Source organism: Hydrogenivirga sp. 128-5-R1-1, from assembly GCF_000171895.1.
The window spans coordinates 1-2,478 of the sequence record NZ_ABHJ01000119.1; the positions used below are offsets into that span (position 1 = coordinate 1).

Here is a 2,478-nt window from a genome sequence, read left to right on the forward strand (position 1 = left end):
GTGAAGTATCATTTCCCTGTAAGATTTTCCTGCAGGTACCATTGGCAGAACGTTTTCTTCTCTATCTACTGCAAAATCCATTATAACAGGTCTGTCGTTGATTGACATAGCTTCTTTTAAAACTTTTTTAACTTCAGAAGGTTTTGTTGCTCTAAGTCCAACTGCGCCAAAACTTTCAGCAAGTTTAACAAAATCAGGCTGTGTTGAGAGGCAAACAGATGAATATCTGCTGTCGTAGAAAAGCTCCTGCCACTGTCTAACCATTCCTAAGAATTCGTTATTCAAAATAGCAACTTTAACAGGTACTCTGTATTGTACTGCTGTTGCTATATCTTGAATATTCATTAAAAATGAGCCATCACCTTCTATTGCTATAACTTCTTTATCTGGACGGGCTATTTTTGCGCCTACTGCTGCTGGAAAGCCAAATCCCATTGTTCCAAGACCACCAGAATTTATAAACTGTCTTGGGAATTTATATTTATAAAACATTGCAGCCCACATCTGGTGCTGACCAACACCGGCTGTAATAATAGCCTCTCCTTTAGTAATATTATAAATTTCTTCAACTACATATTCAGGTTTTATTATTTTACTTTTTCTATCATAAGTTAATGGATGTTCTATTTTCCATTTTTCTATAAGTTTTATCCAGCTTTCTCTTGCTTCATCCCACTCAACAGGTTTTCTTTCAAGCTCTTTTATGAGTTTCTGTAAAACTTTTTTAACATCTCCAACAATAGGAACATCAACATTTATTGTTTTACTTATTGAAGCAGGGTCTATATCTATATGAATAATTTTAGCCTCAGGTGCAAACTCATCTATTTTACCTGTAACCCTGTCATCAAATCTTGAACCTACTGCAATTAAAAGGTCACTGTTATAAACAGCCATATTTGCATAGTAAGTGCCGTGCATACCGAGCATATGAAGAGCCAGAGGATGGTCTTCAGGAAATGCTCCTTTACCCATTAAGGTAGTGGTTACAGGTATTTTTGCCATTTCAGCAAGTTTTACAAGTTCTTCCTGAGCCTCTGCAGCAACAGCTCCACCGCCAACATATAAAACAGGTCTTTTTGCCTGTCTAATCAGTTTAGCTGCCTTTTTTATTTGAGCAATATTTCCTTCATAGTGGGGTTTATATCCCGGAAGTGCTTCCTCTACATCTTTTAAAGTTGGCATTTTATAGTCATAAACCTGCTGGGTTATATCTTTTGGTATATCAACTAACACCGGCCCTGGTCTTCCTGTCCTTGCAATATAAAAAGCTTCTCTCAATATTAGCGCTAAATCTTTTATATCTGTAACTAAAAAGTTATGCTTAGTTACCGGTCTTGTGATTCCTGTAACGTCTGCTTCCTGAAAAGCATCTGTTCCTATGTAATGGGTTGGAACCTGACCTGTAATTGCAACAAGTGGAACAGAATCCATGTGAGCTGTTGCAAGTCCGGTTACTAAGTTTGTAGCTCCAGGTCCAGATGTTGCCATTACAACACCAACTTTTCCTGTAGCCCTTGCATATCCATCTGCCATATGGCATGCAGCAAGTTCATGCCTTGCCAATATATTTTTAAAAGGAGCATTAAACAGCGCATCGTAAACTTCCATTATTGCTCCGCCAGGAAGACCAAAAACTGTATCAACTTTTTCTTCTATGAGAACATCTACAACTATGTCAGCGCCTCTTTTCTTAGGCATTTTATTATCACCTCAAAGATTTTCATTAAAGTTTTTTTAATATTATAGCCCTTAATATTTAAAATGTATAATTTAAATCAGAAATTATAGTAATTTTTATTTTTTTTATTATTGACAAAAAACAAAAAAATACTTACACATTAAATTAAAGAAACTTTTATCTGGAGGGGAAAATAATGAATTTTAATTGGCTGGAAATTGCTATTTTTGCAATATTCCTATCTATTGTAGTATCTGCAATTTTTGTAAGAGGTAAAAGCTGGCTTGAACCAAATTTCTGGAAAAGAACTGCTTTAATAACATCAATTATTATGGTTGCCCTGCTTCTTGTTTTGACTGTTGATACACTGTCTAAAATTTCAATGGGAACTGACAGAATTCCTGATGCTACCGTTATAAACAAAAAAATCAGCTATGTATATTCAGACGAAAAACACAGGTTTGTTCCAAAAATAGGGGGGCAGGAGAAATTTTTTGGGAAGATATGGTCAAAAAGTGAGGCAGAAAGTCTCCTAAATCTTGGAAAAATGACAATACAGTCAAGGGCGTGTATGGACTGCCATACACTTTTAGGAAACGGTGCTTATTACGCTCCAGATTTAACAAAAGCATGGCTTGACCCAAAATGGAATTTACTTATAAAGAATATGGTTAACGCAAAAACAAAAGAAGAGGCTATGGCAAAGTGGCTTATGAATACAGATAAATATCCAACATTTACCCGCAGAATGCCAAATATGCATTTATCGGAAAAAGAGGCAAAAGCTGTTGTAGCTT

General features: G+C 35.7%; 2 protein-coding genes. One reads left to right on the forward strand and one right to left on the reverse strand.

Annotation, left to right across the window (positions count from 1 at the left end; genetic code table 11):
* The coding region (gene ilvB / locus HG1285_RS04535; RefSeq protein ID WP_008288615.1) for a biosynthetic-type acetolactate synthase large subunit at positions 1-1,701 on the reverse strand (1,701 nt) is incomplete at its 3' end.
* A 176-nt stretch (positions 1,702-1,877) separates the two neighbouring features.
* Between ilvB and HG1285_RS04530 the strand changes: the two genes are divergently transcribed.
* Positions 1,878-2,478, forward strand: a 601-nt coding sequence (locus HG1285_RS04530; protein WP_008288616.1) for a c-type cytochrome, incomplete at its 3' end; no start/stop codon positions are given.